The organism is Nocardioides sp. zg-DK7169, assembly GCF_013155365.1.
Taxonomy (GTDB): Bacteria; Actinomycetota; Actinomycetes; order Propionibacteriales; family Nocardioidaceae; genus Nocardioides.
In genome coordinates, this window is sequence record NZ_JABJRA010000004.1 from 170,910 (window position 1) to 186,046 (window position 15,137).

General features: G+C 75.0%; 14 protein-coding genes. 11 read left to right on the forward strand and 3 right to left on the reverse strand.

Annotated elements, in window-relative coordinates:
• Window positions 1–5 precede the first annotated feature (5 nt).
• From HOQ23_RS07830 to HOQ23_RS21490, 3 genes are all read right to left on the reverse strand, one after another.
• Entirely contained in the window at window positions 6–782 is a 777-nt protein-coding gene (locus HOQ23_RS07830) for an ABC transporter ATP-binding protein (protein ID WP_172213496.1), read from the reverse strand.
• A gap of 145 nt (window positions 783–927) precedes the next feature.
• Complete coding sequence (locus tag HOQ23_RS07835) at window positions 928–1,593, reverse strand: response regulator transcription factor (RefSeq protein ID WP_172213498.1); 666 nt, start codon at window positions 1,591–1,593, stop codon at window positions 928–930.
• Entirely contained in the window at window positions 1,590–2,885 is a 1,296-nt protein-coding gene (locus HOQ23_RS21490) for a histidine kinase (protein WP_172213500.1), read from the reverse strand. The genes HOQ23_RS07835 and HOQ23_RS21490 overlap by 4 nt, the downstream gene beginning before the upstream one ends.
• A 97-nt stretch (window positions 2,886–2,982) precedes the next feature.
• Between HOQ23_RS21490 and HOQ23_RS07845 the strand changes: the two genes are divergently transcribed.
• From HOQ23_RS07845 to HOQ23_RS07895, 11 genes are all read left to right on the forward strand, one after another.
• The gene (locus HOQ23_RS07845) at window positions 2,983–3,678 is read left to right on the forward strand and encodes a hypothetical protein (RefSeq protein ID WP_172213502.1); all 696 of its coding nucleotides are present in this window, start codon (window positions 2,983–2,985) and stop codon (window positions 3,676–3,678) included.
• A 162-nt stretch (window positions 3,679–3,840) separates the two neighbouring features.
• Window positions 3,841–5,478 carry a class I adenylate-forming enzyme family protein gene (locus tag HOQ23_RS07850; protein ID WP_172213504.1) on the forward strand — a complete coding sequence of 546 codons (1,638 nt, stop codon included), beginning with the start codon at window positions 3,841–3,843 and terminating at the stop codon, window positions 5,476–5,478.
• Window positions 5,475–6,986, forward strand: a complete 1,512-nt coding sequence (locus HOQ23_RS07855) for an acyl-CoA carboxylase subunit beta (RefSeq protein ID WP_216653903.1) — start codon at window positions 5,475–5,477, stop codon at window positions 6,984–6,986. The genes HOQ23_RS07850 and HOQ23_RS07855 overlap by 4 nt, the downstream gene beginning before the upstream one ends.
• Window positions 6,983–7,807: an enoyl-CoA hydratase-related protein gene (locus HOQ23_RS07860; protein WP_172213506.1), complete on the forward strand. Its 825-nt coding sequence runs from the start codon at window positions 6,983–6,985 to the stop codon at window positions 7,805–7,807. The genes HOQ23_RS07855 and HOQ23_RS07860 overlap by 4 nt, the downstream gene beginning before the upstream one ends.
• Before the next feature lie 215 nt (window positions 7,808–8,022).
• Window positions 8,023–9,213: an acyl-CoA dehydrogenase family protein gene (locus HOQ23_RS07865; RefSeq protein WP_172213508.1), complete on the forward strand. Its 1,191-nt coding sequence runs from the start codon at window positions 8,023–8,025 to the stop codon at window positions 9,211–9,213.
• Window positions 9,214–9,224: 11 nt separating this feature from the next.
• A complete protein-coding gene (locus tag HOQ23_RS07870; protein WP_172213510.1) occupies window positions 9,225–10,367 on the forward strand; it encodes an acyl-CoA dehydrogenase family protein in 1,143 nt (380 codons plus the stop codon).
• Window positions 10,360–11,619, forward strand: coding sequence for a CoA transferase (locus HOQ23_RS07875; protein ID WP_172213512.1), 1,260 nt, complete (start codon window positions 10,360–10,362; stop codon window positions 11,617–11,619). Before HOQ23_RS07870 ends, HOQ23_RS07875 begins: the two co-directional genes overlap by 8 nt.
• Window positions 11,616–12,908 (forward strand): CaiB/BaiF CoA-transferase family protein, encoded by a 1,293-nt coding sequence (locus tag HOQ23_RS07880; protein WP_172213514.1) that lies wholly within the window; start codon window positions 11,616–11,618, stop codon window positions 12,906–12,908. Before HOQ23_RS07875 ends, HOQ23_RS07880 begins: the two co-directional genes overlap by 4 nt.
• 10 nt (window positions 12,909–12,918) lie before the next feature.
• On the forward strand, window positions 12,919–13,443 hold the full coding sequence (locus HOQ23_RS07885) for a MaoC family dehydratase N-terminal domain-containing protein (protein WP_172213516.1): 525 nt from the start codon (window positions 12,919–12,921) through the stop codon (window positions 13,441–13,443).
• A 23-nt stretch (window positions 13,444–13,466) separates the two neighbouring features.
• Entirely contained in the window at window positions 13,467–13,934 is a 468-nt protein-coding gene (locus HOQ23_RS07890) for a MaoC family dehydratase (protein ID WP_172213518.1), read from the forward strand.
• Window positions 13,931–15,136 carry a thiolase family protein gene (locus tag HOQ23_RS07895; protein WP_172213520.1) on the forward strand — a complete coding sequence of 402 codons (1,206 nt, stop codon included), beginning with the start codon at window positions 13,931–13,933 and terminating at the stop codon, window positions 15,134–15,136. The genes HOQ23_RS07890 and HOQ23_RS07895 overlap by 4 nt, the downstream gene beginning before the upstream one ends.
• Window position 15,137: the final 1 nt, after the last annotated feature.

A 15,137-nucleotide genomic window follows, 5' to 3' on the forward strand; every position in this document is an offset into this window, starting at 1 on the left:
GGCGCTCACTGCTCCAGGCCCAGCATGCGGTCGGCGACCGTCTGCGCCGTCGGGTCGAGGAGGTGGTCGACCAGGCGGCCGTCGGAGAGGAACAGCACCTGCTCGGCGGTCGCGGCCACCTGGGCGTCGTGGGTCACCATGACGACCGTCTGGCCGAGGTCGCGGGCGGTGTCGCGCAGGAGCGTCAGGACCGCGGCCCCGGTGCGGGCGTCGAGGGCGCCGGTGGGCTCGTCGGCGAACACCACCGTCGGGCGGGCGAAGAGGGCCCGCGCGATCGCGACCCGCTGCGCCTGGCCGCCGGAGAGCTCGCCCGGGCGGCGCTGCTCCATCCCGGTGAGCCCGACCGCCTCCAGGAGCTCGGCCTGCCAGTGCAGGTCGGGCTCGCGCCCGGCCAGCATCGCCGGCAGCTGGACGTTGTCGGCCACGCTGAGGTGGGGGACGAGGTTGTAGGCCTGGAAGACGAAGCCGATGTGGTCGCGGCGGAACCGGGTCAGCGCGTCGGGCGACAGGGCGCTGATGTCGCGCTCGCCGACGACGACCCGCCCGCTCGTGGGGACGTCGAGGCCCGCAGCGCAGTGCAGGAGCGTGGACTTGCCGGAGCCCGAGGGGCCCATCACGGCGGTGAAGGAGCCGGTGTCCAGGGTCAGCGAGACCCCGCGCAGGGCGGGGACCGGCTCCGGCGCCCCGGCGTACTGCTTGCGTACGTCGAGGAGCCGGAGCGCGGCCGTGGTCGTGCCGGCGGGGCGCGGACGGGTGGTCTGGTCGGTCGGTGAGGGGGTCATCGGGCTTCCTCGGTCGCAGGTGGGGGACACCCACGAACCTAGGAATTCCGGCGGCCCGCCACGAGCGGCGCGGGAGGGAGATCACGAGGTTGCATCCTTCGATGCAAGCGCCTCGTCCGGGGTCGGCCGCGAGGGCCGGGGGGCCTCAGTCGGGGACCGCGACGACCTTGTTCTGGTAGGCCCAGACCGCGGCCTGGAGCCGCGAGCGGACCCCGAGCTTGGGCATCATCCGGGCCAGGTGCGACTTCACCGTGGAGGTCTCCAGCACCAGCTCCGCGGCGATCTCGTCGTTGGAGAGCCCCTGGGCGAGCAGCAGCAGGATGTCGTGCTCGCGCGCGGTGAGCAGCTCGGAGGCGCGGCCGGCGGTGACCGGCACGATCTCGCGGCGGGTGACCACCTCGCGCAGCACCCGCTTGGTGAGCGCGTCGTCGAGCGTGCCGTTGCCGCGGGCGACGGAGCGGACCGCGGCGACCAGCACCTCGGGCTCGGCGTCCTTGAGCAGGAAGCCGGAGGCGCCGGCCTCGAGCGCGCCGAAGAGGTACTCGTCGATGTCGAAGGTGGTCAGCACCAGCACCGGCACCGGGTCCTCGACCCCGGGACCGCAGAGCTCGCGGGTGGCGCTGATGCCGTCCTGGCCGGGCATCCGGATGTCCATGCAGACCACGTCGGGGCGCAGCGTGCGCGCGGCCTCGACCGCCTCGCGCCCGTCGGTCGCGACCGCGACCACCTCGAGGTCGCGCTCGGCGTCGAGCAGGGTGCGCAACCCTGCGCGGACCAGCGGCTGGTCGTCGGCGACCACGACCCGGATCATGCGTCCTCCCCGGTTGTCTGCCCTGTCCGTCCGGGCTGCTCGGCCTGCCCAGCCCGTTCGAGGCGGTCGCGCGGCACCCGCAGGGCGACCTCCCAGCCGCCGTCGGCCGTGGGGCCGACGACGAGGGCTGCGCCGGTGAGCTCGGCGCGCTCGCGCATCCCGAGGATCCCGAAGCCGTCGCGCCCCTGCTCGCTGCCGGAGCGCGGGGAGCGCTCGTTGCGCACCGTCACCAGCACGCCGTAGGGGTCGCGGTCGTCGAGGACGACCTCGGCGCGCGCCCCGGGCGCGTGCCGCGCGGCGTTGGCCAGCGCCTCCTGCGCCATCCGGTACGCCGCGAGCTGGGCCAGTGGGCCGACGCCGTCGCCGAGCGGGTGTCCGCCGCTCAGCACGGTCAGCCCGACGTCGCGGCCGGCGGTCGTGAGGTCCTCGACCAGCGCGGTGATGCCCGCCAGCGACTCCGGGCGCACCCGGTCGGGGCCGCCCGCCCCGGCGTCGTCCTCGCGCAGCAGGCCGACCAGGCTGCGCAGGTCGCGCAGCACCGCGGTGCTCTGCTGGCGCACCTGGGCGACCGCGGCCTTGGCGCCGGCCGGGTCGGAGTCGATCTGGGTGCCGATCGCCGCGGTCATCACGGCGATCCCGGAGAGGTGGTGGGCGGCGATGTCGTGCAGCTCGCGCGCCATCGCGGTGCGCTCGCGGGCGACCGCGGCCTGCACCAGTGCGCCGTGCTCGCGCTCCAGCGCCGCGGTCCGGCTCTCGCGCGCCGAGCGGATCTCGCGCCGCGCGGCCACCACGACCGCCACGACCAGCGGTACGCCGACCGTCGAGACGCCCTGGAGCAGGCCGAGACCCACGGAGAGCCCGAGCGGCTCGTCGCCGCGCACGCCGCTCGCCACCGAGCCGGCACCCGCGATCAGCGCGGCCAGCACGAACGCGGACCAGGTCCGCGAGAGCGGCGCCGTGACCCCGAGCGTGTAGGCGGCGACCAGCACCGCCGGCTGCGCCAGGCCGATCGCGTCCCCGAGGCCCGCGAGCCCGCACAGCAGCATCCCGAGAGCGGTCGCGAGCAGCACGGCCCGCGGCGCCGTACGACGCCACAGCAGCGCGGTCGCCTGGAGCAGCAGCGTCACCGCGCCGAGCACCCACGCCGTCGTCGACGGCACCGGCCGGACCACCCCGGCCTCGGGTGCGACCGTCGAGACCACGACGAGCACGACCAGGGCGAGAAGCACCAGCGCGCCGGTGACCACCGCGACGCGCACGTCGACGGCGGCGACCCTGCCTCGACGACTCACGACCGGCACGCTACCGGCGCGGGGAAGGCCCCCGGCACGGTTCCGCTGGCCGGGACCGTGCAGGGCGCCGACGACGTGTCCTGTGCCACACAGGAGGATGCGCGCGATCACGCCCGACCAGACCGACTCCGCGACCTACGGCCCGGACGGGGCCGGCTACGTCATGAGCGACTACCTCGGCGCCCACACCGCGAAGGAGCCCGGCGAGCAGGCCTACCTGGTCGAGCAGCTGGCCCCGGAGCTGCGCGCGCACTTCCACGAGGTCGACCAGTTCCAGGTGGTCCTCGCCGGCGGCGGCTCGATCGGGCGCGAGGACGCGGCCCCCGGCGTCGTGCACTACACCGACGCCTACACCTCCTATGGCCCGATCCGGTCCGAGCCGGGGGTCGGGATCTCCTACCTGACCCTGCGCCGCGACCCGACCACCGGCATCAACTACATGCCGGAGGAACGGGAGAAGCGACGCCGCCTGGCGGGCCGCGGTGAGCACTTCACGGTCGTCCTCGACGGGCGGGTCGTCACGGGGGCCGGACCGGTCGAGCTGGGCGGCACCGGCCGCGGCGCGCGGGCCTACGGCGTACGCCTGGCCGTCGGCGAGAGGCTGGGTCTCGGCGACCTTCCGGCCGGGCAGGCGGGGTACGCCGTGGTGCTCGCCGGCGCGCTCGTCGCGGCGGAGCGTCCGCTCCCGGCGGGGAGCCTGGTGTCCTTCGAGGACGTCGCCGAGGTCACCGGCCTCGCCGCCGGACCCGAGGGGGCCGAGGTCGCGGTGGCGCTGTTCGCGCCGTCGCGGTGAGGGCCAGGCATTTTTCGGTGAGCGGGAAGCCCTCGCCGTGTGATGCGGGTCGCGGCTAGCGTCCGAGCCTCCGAGCCCGCCCCGAGGAGCCAGCATGCCTACCCCCGTCACCGCGGACGCCGTCCGTACCCCGCACGTCCCGAGCGAGCGGAGCCGGCGCCGATGAGCGCCCGAGACGAGGCCCTCGCGCGGCTCACGGCACCCGGCCAGCCCTTCGAGATCCGCACCGAGGACGTCCGCGGGCAGAAGCTCCAGGTCTTCGCCGGCCGCCAGCACAGCCTGGGCCGGCTGCTGCTCGACTCGGCGCGGCACGGCGACACGGAGTACCTCGTCACCGAGCGCTCCCGGATGACCTTCGCCCAGCACCTCGACGCCGTCGCGGCCCTGGCCGAGGCGCTGCGCACCGAGCACGGCGTCGGCCGCGGCGACCGGGTCGCGATCTGCGCCGCGAACTCCCCGGAGTGGATCGTCGCGTTCTGGGCCGCCCAGGCCCTCGGCGCCGTGGTGGTGGGCATGAACTCGCTGTGGGCCGGGCCGGAGATCCACTACGGCCTCGAGCGCACCGAGCCGACCGTGCTGATCGCGGACGGCCCCCGCCGTGCGCTCGTCGGTGATGCCGGAATGCCCGTGCTCTCCGTCGAGGAGGACGTCCCGGCGCTCCTCGAGCGGTACGCCGGAGCGTCGCTGCCTGCCGACCTCGACGCCCTGGTGGAGGAGGACGACCCCGCCGTCGTGCTGTTCACCAGTGGCACCACCGGCCGGCCCAAGGGCGCCACCCACTCGCACCGCAACGTGGTCGCGGCCGTCTGGTTCCACCTGCTCAACGACGCCGTGGCCACCGAGCTCGGCATGGCGCCGCCGCCGCGCCGCTGGCTGCTCGCGACCCCGCTGTTCCACATCGCCGCGCTGCACAACATCGCCGTGATCCGCCTCGCGGTCGGCGACACCGCCGTCATCCACCAGGGCAAGTTCGACATCGACCGGGTGCTGCGCCTCGTCGAGGCCGAGCGGGTCACCAACTGGGGCGCCGTGCCGACCATGGCCAGCCGCCTGGTCGAGCACGCCGAGAAGCACGGCCTGGACGCGTACGACCTGTCCTCGCTGCGCACCTTCACGGTCAACAGCGCGCCGTCCGCGCCGACGCTCAAGCAGCGGGTCCGCGAGGTGCTGCCGGTCGCCGGCCGCGCCCTCGGTACGACGTACGGGCTCACCGAGTCCTCCAGTGCCGCCACCCTGGCCAGCGCCGCCGACCTGGTCGCGGACCCCGAGACCGTGGGGCGGCCGGTGCCGACCATGGAGGTCGAGGTGCGCGACGCCGAGAACCGCACGGTGCCCGACGGCGTCGAGGGGGAGGTCTGCCTGCGCGGCCCGCTGGTGATGACCGGCTACTGGCGAGACCCGGAGGCCACGGCAGCGGTCACGACTGCGGACGGCTTCTTCCGCACCGGGGACCTCGGCACGATGCACGACGGGCAGCTGCGCATCTCCAGCCGGCGCTCGGACCTGATCCTGCGCGGCGGCGAGAACGTCTACCCGGCCGAGGTGGAGAACGCGCTGGACGCCCACCCGGTCGTGCGCGAGAGCATCGTGCTCGGCGTCGAGCACCCCGACTGGGGCGAGGAGGTGGCGGCCGTCGTCGTCCTCGACGAGGGCGCGAGCACGACCGCCGAGGACCTGCGCGAGCACGTGCAGTCACTGATCGCGCGCTACAAGGTGCCGACCCGCTGGACGCTCACGACCGAGCCGCTGCCGCGCAACGCGACCGGCAAGGTGATGCGGCGCGAGGTGCGGGTGTCATGAGCCCGACCGGGCACCGCGACGAGTGGGAGCCGCTGCTGGCCGACCTCGAGCGCCGGCGGGCCGCCGCGCGCGAGATGGGGGGCCCGGAGAAGCTGGACCGGGTACGCCGTGCCGGTCGCCTCGACGCGCGTGCCCGGGTGGCGGCCCTGCTCGACCCGGGCAGCTTCACCGAGCTCGGCACCCTCGCCGGCGACGGGTCCACCCCGGCGGACGCGTTCGTCGCCGGCTCCGGGCTGGTCGACGGCCGCCCGGTGCTGGTGGGCGTGGAGGACTTCACGGTCGCCGGCGGCTCGATCGGAACGGCCGGGGCCACCAAGCGCGCCCGCCTCGCCGCGCTGGCCCGCCAGGAGCGGGTGCCGCTCGTCCTGGTGCTGGAGGGCGCGGGCCACCGCGCCACCAACGCCCTCGCCGTCCACCGCCCCGCGCCCAACGACCTCCAGGCCCTGGTCGAGCTGGCCGGCCTGGTCCCGACCGCGGTCGTGGTCACCGGCCCCTCCGCCGGGCACGGCGCCCTCGCGGCGCCGCTCGCGGACCACGTGGTGCTCGTCGAGGGCGACGGCTCGCTGTTCACCGCCGGCCCGCCGCTGGTGAAGGCCTCGCTCGGCGAGGTGGTGACCAAGGAGGAGCTCGGCGGCGCCGCGGTGCACGCCGAGGCCAGCGGCGTCGTGCACGAGGTGGCAGCCGACGTGCACGCCGGCCTGCGCGCGGTGCGGCGCTGGCTGTCCTACCTCCCGACGAACGCCTGGGAGCATCCGCCGACGGCCGCCGGCCCGGACACCGGTGAACGGCGCCTGGAGCGGGTGCTCGACGTGGTCCCGCCCAACCCGCGCCGTCCCTACGACATGCACCTGCTGCTCGAGGAGCTGGTCGACGACGGCTCGCTGCTCGAGGTCGGGGCCCGCCACGGCCGCTCGCTGATCACCGCGCTCGCCCGGCTCGGCGGCCGCCCGGTCGCCGTGGTCGCCAACCAGCCCGACGTGCTCGCCGGCGCCATCGACGTCGCCGCCGCGGAGAAGGGCGCCCGCTTCGTCGAGCGCGCCGCCGCCTTCCACCTCCCGCTGGTGCAGCTCGCCGACAACCCCGGCGTGCTCGCCGGGAGCGCCTCCGAGCGCGCAGGAATTCTGCGCGCGGCCGCCCGGATGTTCGCCGCCCAGCACCGCGCGGACGTCCCGAAGCTCCACGTCACCGTCCGCAAGGCCTTCGGCTTCGGCAGCTCGGTGATGGGCCAGAACGCCTTCGGCGGCCAGACCGTCTCGCTGGCCTTCCCCGGTGCGGTCCTCGGCGGCATCCCGGCCGCGGTCGGCGGCGCCACCTCCGGCGCCGACGCCGAGACCCGCGAGGCACTGCTCGCCAACGAGGCGGGCGGCCCGTGGCGCCTCGCCGCGAGCGCGACGTACGACGAGGTGATCGACCCGCGCGAGCTGCGCAACGCGCTGCTGGCCGGGCTGCGCCTGGCGCGCCCGCACCCGCGGCCCGAGCCGGTCGTGCACACGGGGTACCTCCCGTGAGCGCGGCCACCGTCCTCGTCGACGTCGCCGACGGGGTCGCCACCCTGACCCTGCACGCGCCCGAGAAGCGCAACGCCTTCGACGCCGCCACCGGCCGCGAGCTGGCCGCGGCGTACGCCCGCTGCGACGCCGACGACGAGGTCCGCGCGGTGGTGCTGACCGGCACGCCGCCCGCGTTCTGCGCCGGCGCCGACCTCAGTGGGGGAGAGGGCACCTTCGCCGGCACCGACGTGGGGTTCAGCGCCGCCGGTGTGCGGTTCCCGGCCTTCGCCGTCCGCAAGCCGGTGGTCGCCGCGGTCAACGGCCACGCGCTCGGCATCGGGTTGACCCTGGCGCTGCAGTGCGACGTGCGCTTCCTCGCCGCCGACGCCCGGTACGGCGTGGTGCAGGCGCGCCTGGGCGTGCTCGGCGACGCGTGGTCGCACTGGGTGCTGCCCCGGATGATCGGCGTCTCCCGGGCCGCGGAGGTGCTGCTCTCCGGGGCCACCTTCGACGGGCATCGCGCGCTCGAGCTGGGGCTGGGCAGCCGGGTGCTCGCCGCCGACGAGGTGCTGCCCGCCGCCCAGGAATGGGCGCGCGAGGTCGCCGTCCACACCGCCCCGCAGTCGGTCGCGGCCAGCAAGCAGCTGCTCTGGTCGTCGTTCGACCTCGACGCCGCCGAGGTGGAGCGCCTCGAGACCGCCTGGCACCGCCGACTGATGGCCCACGACGACGTCCGCGAGGGCGGACGCGCCGTCAAGGAGCGCCGCGCTCCGCGGTGGACCGGCCGGGTCAGCGACCTGCCGCCGGCGCCCTCGCCGATGTCGCCTTCCGCGGGCTGACGCCGGACCGCTCGTCCCTCTCGCCCGAGGCGTCTCGACAGGCTCGAGCAACGTGGCCTCGTGCGACCAGCGGGTCTCGACGAGCTCGAGCGACGCGTCCGGACCGGCGGTGGGACGGGCCGTTGACACCACCACCTCGATGTCGTTGACTGCGCATGCAGGACATATGCCGAACAGACATAGTTCGGATCAGACGGACGAAGGGTGACCCGCCGGTGGACTTCGAGCTCGACAGCGACCAGCGAGCGTGGCGTGAGGAGGTCCGGGCGTTCCTGCGCGAGCACGTCACCCCGGCGCTGCGCGCCGAGCTGGCCGAGCACGACCTCGAGAAGCGCGACGGGGAGCTGATGGCCTTTCGCCGCAAGATCGGCGAGAAGGGCTGGTTCGGCCTCAACTGGCCCGTCGAGCACGGCGGCCTGGGGCTCGGCCCGGTGCACCAGCACCTGCTGGTGAGCGAGTTCGAGTACTGGGGCGTCCCCGGCCCGGACCTCACCGTCACCTCGGTCGCGCCGATGATCATGCGCCACGGCACCGAGCGCAACAAGGCGGAGTTCCTCCCGCCGATCGCGCGCGGCGAGATGGTCTGCGCCGTCGGCTACTCCGAGCCCGGGGCCGGCACCGACCTGGCCAGCCTGCGCACCCGCGCCGTCCTCGAGGGCACGATGGAGGACGGCGCGTGGGTGATCAACGGCGCCAAGACCTGGAACAGCGGCGCGCAGCGCTCCACCCACGAGTGGCTCTGCGTGCGCACCGACCCCGACGCCCCCAAGCACCGCGGCATCTCGGTGATCATCGTCCCGATCGACCACCCCGGGGTCACCATCCGCCCGCTCACCGCCTGGTCGGGCTACCGCACCAACGAGGCCTTCTTCGACGACGTCCGGGTGCCCGCGACCAACCTGGTCGGCGAGGTCAACCAGGGGTGGCGCTACATCACCGGCGCGCTCGACCTCGAGCGCGGCGCCCTCACCAACGCCGGCGACCTGCGCCGGGCCGTCGACGACCTCCTGGAGCTCGCGCGCAGTCCCCGGCGCGACGGCTCGGTGCCGGCGCACGACCCGACGGTGCGCCACCGGCTCGCACTGCTGGACGCCGACGTCGAGGTGGCGACGCTGATGGGCTTCGAGGCCGCCTCGCTGCTCGGCGAGGGCGTCATCCCCAGCATCGAGGTGAGCGTCGAGAAGGTCTTCACCAGCGAGCTGCGCCAGCGCATCGCCGAGGTCGCGCTCGACCTGCTCGGCCCCGACGGCCTGCTCGGCCACCGCACCTCCGCCGCTCCCGACGACGGCCGCTTCGAGCGGCTCTACCGCATCGCCCCGCTGCTGCGCTTCGGCGCCGGCACCAACGAGGTGCTGCGCGACGTCATCGCCCAGCGCGGCCACGCCATGCCGTCCTACGGACGCTGAGAGAGGATCTCGTGAAGCTCGTCGTCACCACCCAGGAGCGCGACCTCGCCGCCAGCCTGCGAGAGCTGCTCACCACGCACTGCCCGCCCGAGCTGGTGCGCTCGCTGCGCGAGCCCGGCACCGACCGGGTCCCCGAGAAGCTCTGGGCCGCCCTGGTCGCCGCGGAGGTCCTCGCGCTGCCGTTCGTCGAGGAGGTGGGCGGCGCCGGCGGCACGCTCGACGACCTCGCGGTCCTCTACGCCGAGGCCGGCCGGGCGCTGTGCCCCACCGTCGTGCTCAGCACCCTCCACCTCGGCCTCGCGGTCGCGGAGCTGGGCGACGCCGAGCAGCAGGCGCGGGTGCTCGGCCCGCTGTGCCGCGGCGAGCTGCGCGGCGCCGTCTCCCTGGCCAGCCCCTACGACGCCGCCGACGTGCGACCCGCGTTGCGCGCCGAGCGGCTGGGCGACGGCAGCCTGGCCGTGAGCGGACGCCTTGACCACGTCCTCGACGCCGACCTCGCCGACCGGGTGCTCGCCACCGCCACCCTCACGTCGTACGGCGAGCCGGACCGGCTGGTCGCGCTGCTGCTGGACCCGCGGGCCGCGGGCGCCACGCTCACCGCCCTGCCCACCAGCGACGGCGACCGGCTCCAGCAGCTGGACCTCGACCACGTGATCGTCCCCGCCGCCGACGTCCTCGCCGGTCCGGGAGGCGACGGCCTCGCCGCCGACCGGGTGCGCCGGATCTCCCTGCTGGTGCGCGCGCTGCAGTGCGTCGACATGGCCGGCGGGGCGGAGGCGGTGCTCGAGCGCACCGTCGCCCACGTCCGCGGCCGTGAGCAGTTCGGCCGGCCGATCGCGTCCTTCCAGGCCGCCCAGCACCTCGTGGCCGACATCCACATCGCGGTGCAGGGCGCCCGGCTGGCCGCCCGCAGTGCGGTCTTCTGGCACGGCCGCGGCCGGCCCGCGGTCCGCGAGACGGCGATCGCGGTGGTCCACGCCGCCACGGCGTACCGGCGCGCCACGCTCGACGCGCACCAGCTGCACGGCGGCATGGGCTACGTCGTCGAGACCGACCTGCACCTGTGGTCCGAGCGGGCCCGCCTGCTCGGCGCGCTGGGCGGCGGTCCCGACGTCGCCGGCCGCTGGCTCGAGGAGGAGGTCGGTCGTGGCTGAGCAGGTGCTCTCCGGCGTGCGGGTGATCGACCTGTCGCGCTGGGTCGCGGGGGAGTACGCCACCAAGCTCTTCGCCGACTTCGGCGCCGACGTGGTCAAGGTCGAGAAGCCCGGCGAGGGCAGCCTGACCCGGCGCTGGGGCCCGTTCCCCGACGACAGCCCCGACCCCGAGCGCAGCGCGCTGTTCCTGCACCTCAACACCAACAAGCGCTCCGTCGCCCTCGACCTGCACGACCCCGCCGACCGCGAGGTGCTGCTCGGGCTGGTGCGCGAGGCGCACGCGGTCGTGGAGTCCTTCCGCCCCGGCCACCTCGAGCGCCTCGGCCTGGCCCCCGACGTGCTGCGCGCGGCCAACCCGCGGCTGGTCGTCACCCGGATCAGCGCGTTCGGCCAGACCGGCCCGCGCCGCGACCACGAGGCCAGTGGCCTGGTGCTCCAGGCGGCCGGCGGTCCGATGCACGCCACCGGCCAGGCCGACCGGGAGCCGCTGCGCAAGCCCGGCCTGCTCGAGCACTACACGGTCGGGCGCAGCGCCGGGCAGGCCACGCTCGCCGCGGTGCTGGGCGCCCGGCGCACCGGCCGCGGGGCCACGATCGACGTGTCCGGCCAGGAGGTGCTGCTCGCCGGCGCCGACCGGCGCGCGTCGTACCTGCTCTCCGCGTCGTACTCCGGCATCACCGCGCCCCGCGGCGCGCGCAGCCCGCACCGGCACGGCGCCACCTTCACCGGGCCGTTCCGCGCGGCCGACGGGTTCGTGATGGTCTACGTGACCAATCAGGCGTTCTGGAACCGCTTCGTCCACCTCGTCGGCGCCGAGGACCCCGGCTTCCGCGAGCGGTTCCTGGACCGCCAGACGGTGTCCGGGACCGACCGGGAGGAGTTCCTGGCCCACATCGCGCAGTGGATCGAGGCCCGCCCCAAGGTCGCGGTGATGGAGGCGGCCGAGGCGGCCCGCATCCCGGTGACCGCCTATCTCTCGGTCTCCGAGGTGCTCGCCCACCCGCACTTCCGCGAGCGCGGCGCGTTCGTCGCCGGGGACCACCCCCGCGCCGGGCGGCTGGAGTACGCCGGGGCGCCGTGGCGCATGGAGCGCGGCTACGCCCTGCGGGCGACGGCCCCGCTGCTGGACCAGCACGGCGCCGAGGTGCGCGCCGAGGCCGCCGCCCCCACCGGACCCACCGGACCCACCGAGCCGACCGAGCCCACCGAGCCCACCGAGCCCACCGAGCCCACCCAGGAGGTGCTCGCATGAGCACGCGTGAGGACCTGCCGCTGTCGGGGATCCGCGTCGTCGACCTGACCGTCGTGTGGTCCGGGCCCGGCGCGACCGCGCTGCTGGGCGACCTCGGCGCGGAGGTGATCCGCGTGGAGGGCAACGACCGGGTCAGCCGGCAGGTCTCGGCCAAGGTCACCAAGGCGTCGTTCGAGAAGACCGGCTACCACGGCGGCACCTACCCCGACAAGGATCCCGGCGCTCGCCCCTACGACCGCTCGGCGCTGTTCAACTGGCACGCGCGCAACAAGCTGTCGGCCTGCATGAACCTGGACACCCCCGAGGGCCACCGCGCGTTCCTCGACCTGGTCCGGGTCAGCGACGTGCTGGTCGAGAACAACTCCAACGGCGTGCTGGAGAAGCTCGGGATCGGCCACGAGCGGCTGCTCGAGGTGAACCCCCGCCTCGTCGTGGTGCGGATGCCGCCGCTCGGCATGACCGGGCCGATGAGCGACTACCTCGGCTACGGCCCGAACTTCAACAGCCTGGTCGGCATCGCGGCGATGGACGGCTACGAGGGCGAGGACCCCGACTCGGCCGGCGAGAACTACCACATGGACGAGGCCGCACCGGCCGGCGTCGGGTTCGCCGTGCTGGCCGCGCTCTGGGACCGCGAGGCCACCGGCCGCGGCGGGCTGGTGGAGTTCGCCCAGGCCGAGAACGTGATGGCCGAGGTCGGCGAGCTCTTCCTCGACCACCAGCTCAACCACCGCGACCCGCCGGTGCTCGGCAACGCCGACCCGTGGGCGGTGCAGGACGTGGTCCCGGTGCTCGGCGAGGACCGCTGGGTGGCGGTCACCGTCCGCGACGACCGTGACTGGCGCGGCCTGCTCACCGTGCCCGGGCTGACCGACGACCCCCGCCTGCCGGGCCCGGAGGCCGACGGCGCCGTGCGCCGCGACCGCAGCGCCGACATCCGCGCGGCCATCGCCGCGTGGTGCGCCGGACGCGAGGCCGAGGACGTCGTGGAGACCCTCCAGCGCGCCGGCGTACCGGCGGCGGAGGTGGTGAGCGAGCCGCAGCTGCTCACCGATGCCCACCTCGAGGAGCGCGGCTGGTGGCGCGAGCGCAGCCACCCCGCGGTCGGCACCCACCGCTACCCGGGGCACCCGTGGCGCAGCGACGACCTGGACCTCGCGTTCGGTCGCCCCGTCCCGGGCTTCGGCGAGGACAACGAGCACGTGTACCTGAGCGTCCTGGGCTGGTCCCGGGAGGAGTACGACGACCTGGTCGCCCGCGGTCTGGTCACCGACCACCAGCTGGCCTGAGAGGAAACCCATGACCCAGCAGACGCAGGAGCCCGAGCAGGTCCCCGACCTGGTCCCGGCCGAGGCCGCGGCCCAGGTGGGGGCGGTCGTCGCCCGCGCCAGCGGCGAGGTGATCCGCCGCGACTGGCAGCGGTGGGCGGTCGCGGTGGGGGAGGACAACCCGCTGTGGTTCGACACCGACCACGCCCGCGCGCACGGCTTCGACGACGTCGTCGCCCCGCCGCTCTACCTGCAGTACGCCGTCCTGGGCGTCACCCCCCTCGACCGGCTGCGCGCCGACGGCTCCTCGGGGGCGTCCTCGGGCGACCTCGCCTTCCCGGACGCCCCGCGGCGGATGGCGGGCGGGGAGAGCACGACGTTCCACCGCTACTGCGGGCACGGCGACGTCGTGACGATGGAGCGCCGCGTCGAGTCGATCGTGCAGAAGCAGGGCCGCAGCGGCCCGTTCGTGCTCGTCACCTGGCGCACGACCTACACCGACCAGCGCGACGAGCTGGTGGCCGAGGCCACCACCTCGATGATCGCGCGCCCGTGAGGAGCACAGGAGTGAGCGCGGGAATGAGCACAGGAACCAGCCCGGAGACGACGGCGGAGCAGCTGCACTTCGAGGACGTCGCGGTGGGCGAGGAGCTCCCGGTCCTCGAGATCGTGGTCGACGAGACCCAGATGTTCTTCTTCAGCGCGGCGACCTACAACGGCCACCGCATCCACTACGACAAGGAGTGGGCCCGCGACCGCGAGGGCTACGACGACGTGCTCGTCCAGGGCCCGCTGCAGTCCGCGCTCCTGGCCCGCGCGGTCACCGACTGGATCGGCGGCGCCGGCCGGCTGGTGGGCTTCTCGGCGCAGAACCGCGCCGTCGCCTTCCCCGGGCAGACGCTCTCCTTCGGCGGCCGGGTCACCGGCACCCGCGTGGAGGAGGGTCGCGGCCTGGTCGAGCTCGAGGTCGCCGGGCGCCGCGGCGACGACGTCCTGATGCCCGGCAGCGCGACCGTCTCGCTGCCGCTGCGCGGGGACGCCGGATGAGCGGCCTGCGCGGCGAGGCCGCGATCGTCGGCATCGCCGAGCTGCCGGCGGAGAAGAAGCAGAGCGGTCCCGCGACGTTCACCCTCGACCAGTACGCCCGGTTGGCCCGGATGGTCCTCGACGACGCCGGGCTGCCCGCCTCGGTGGTCAACGGCCTGGTCACCCACGGTGTGCAGGAGTCGGACATGTTCGCCCCGGCGACGCTGTCGGAGTACCTCGGCCTGCCCCTCGACTTCGGCGAGCGCGTCGACCTCGGCGGCGCCACCTCGGCCGGCATGGTCTGGCGCGCGGCCGCCGCCGTCGAGCTCGGCATCTGCGACGCGGTGCTGTGCGTGGTGCCGGGCTCGATGATCCTGCCGCGCTCCTCGCGGGCGGGCGCCCCGGGGACCCCGCCCTGGTACGGCGCCTCGAGCGGCAAGTACGGCTCGCCCCAGGCGGAGTTCGAGATCCCCTACGGCAACGTCGGGCAGAACGCGCCGTACGCCCAGATCGCGCAGCGCTACGCCGCGGAGTTCGGCTACGACCCGCGGGCCACCGCCAAGATCGCCGTCGACCAGCGCACCAACGCCGCGGCGCACCCCGGCGCGGTCTTCCACGACAAGCCGCTGAGCGTCGAGGATGTGCTGGCCAGCCCGGTGATCGCCGACCCGATCCACATGCTCGAGGTGGTGATGCGGGTGCAGGGCGGCGCCGCGGTGCTCGTGGCCAACGCCGACCTCGCCCGACGCTCGCGGAACCGGCCGGTGCGGATCACCGGCTTCGGCGAGCACGTCGCGTTCAAGACCCCGACGTACGCCGAGGACCTGGTGCGGACCCCGATCGCCCGCGCGGCGGACCGGGCGTTCGCGATGGCCGGGCTGGAGCGGTCCGACGTCGACATGGCCTCGATCTACGACTGCTACACGATCACGGTGCTGATGAGCCTGGAGGACGCCGGCTTCTGCCCCAAGGGCAAGGGCATGCAGTGGGTGACCGAGCACGACCTCACCTTCCGCGGCGACCTCCCGGTCAACACCGCCGGCGGCCAGCTGTCCTACGGCCAGGCCGGCATGGCCGGCGGCATGCACCACGTGGTCGACGCCGCGCGCCAGGTGATGGGCCGCGCGGAGCGCGCCCAGGTCGCGGACTGCCACACCGCCTTCGTCACCGGCAACGGCGGCATCATGAGCGAGCAGGTCGCCCTGCTCCTGCAGGGGGAGTGAG